General features: G+C 41.9%; 2 protein-coding genes. One reads left to right on the top strand and one right to left on the bottom strand.

Translation table 11 applies throughout. The features are described from left to right. On the bottom strand, positions 1–107 hold a 107-nt coding region (locus BLR65_RS28815), incomplete at its 3' end, for a hypothetical protein (RefSeq protein ID WP_143122714.1). 437 nt (positions 108–544) lie between these two features. On the opposite strand from BLR65_RS28815, the gene BLR65_RS28810 reads away from it, so the two are divergent. Beyond that, on the top strand, positions 545–1334 hold a 790-nt coding region (locus BLR65_RS28810; protein WP_176772837.1), incomplete at its 3' end, for an IS110 family transposase.

Here is a 1334-nt window from a genome sequence, read left to right as displayed (position 1 = left end):
TTTACTCCGCGGATTTCCTTGTCATAAACTTTTTCCAGGCCAGACTTACCGACCAAGTCGCCGTTATGATAGCCTTCGGACTTTTTCTTTTCCAGTTCTGGAAACACGGGGACAGGTTTAGTATTTCAAAAAACGATATACCTGTCCCCTGTAAGATATAGTACAGAAGGGTTATCCATTTTGGGATAGAAAAACTCTGAACAATCAGTTTCTATATACAACGTGCTAAAGATTTGTGCAGGCGGGTGGTGTGTTGGCAAAAGCGGAAGTCAAACGCCAGTGGTGGAGCGTTGTCAATACACCGCCCACCTGCGCCTGCAGTATTCTTTAATGCGGAATATATAGGTATAATGAGGAAGAAGGATATGCATGGCCCTGTCCCAGGGAAGATTTTTCTATACCCATAACTAAAGACAATTCATCCATTTCCAAAGCATTTACGTTTTAGCTGGTTGGGAGTTTATTCCCGTTTCACGTGCAAGGCGGTAATCTTTGAGCTTGGAATGGATAACCCTTCAATTTATCTTATAGGAGGTCAGCGTTGTTGACTAATCGTCCGGTTATTGGCATTGATGTAGCCAAAAATTTTTGTTTTTATGCAGCAGTATCTCCAACTTGTACTACCTTTTTGAAGTCTTTTAAAGCTCTAAATACTAAACAGGGGCTTTTATTTTTTCTAGGGCAAATAAGAAAAGTGGAAGAAGCATTTAGTAGTAAACCGCTCATCGCCCTAGAATCCACGGGTCACTACTCTCAGCGCATCGTCCACTTTTTCTTGAAACAGGGTTTTGAAGTCTACCACATCAATCACCTTATCTCTCATTCTATCAAAAATTCTGTCGTAAGAAAAGTTAAGACAGACCGGGTTGATGCACTTGAATTGGCAAGACTGTTATTTGTTCATGCTTTTTATCCTACAACTATGCCTAAAGAACAGCTGGCCAATTTGAAGGTCTTAGCAAGAACAAGGGGGCAGCTGGTAGAACAACGAGCCAATTTGCTCAATAAGTTACAGTGTGCTATTGAACAAATTGCTCCTCTTTTTCCTACTGTCCTTAACCCTGGATCGCTTACGGCCTTGACTCTAGTAAATAAGTTTCCCACACCTTGTGAATGGAGCAAGAAAGCCAATCAGCATGTCATACTGGACATGCTGCAAACGGTATCCCGTAAGGGTAGATTATATGCTCAGCAAAAATATGCTGATTTGTTATCTTGCGCCGATGATGCCCAAGTTACGGGCATATCCCTGTCGGCCTATGCCGCCACAACACAATGCTATGCTAGCATTGTGCAGTCTTTAGACGCACAAATTAGTTTACTTGATAACCAGA

The sequence above is a fragment of the Sporomusa acidovorans genome, from assembly GCF_900101845.1.
GTDB classification, from domain to species: domain Bacteria; phylum Bacillota; class Negativicutes; order Sporomusales; family Sporomusaceae; genus Sporomusa; species Sporomusa acidovorans.
The sequence above is the reverse complement of the archived record's forward strand: the minus strand, read 5'-3'. Positions and strand labels throughout refer to the sequence as shown.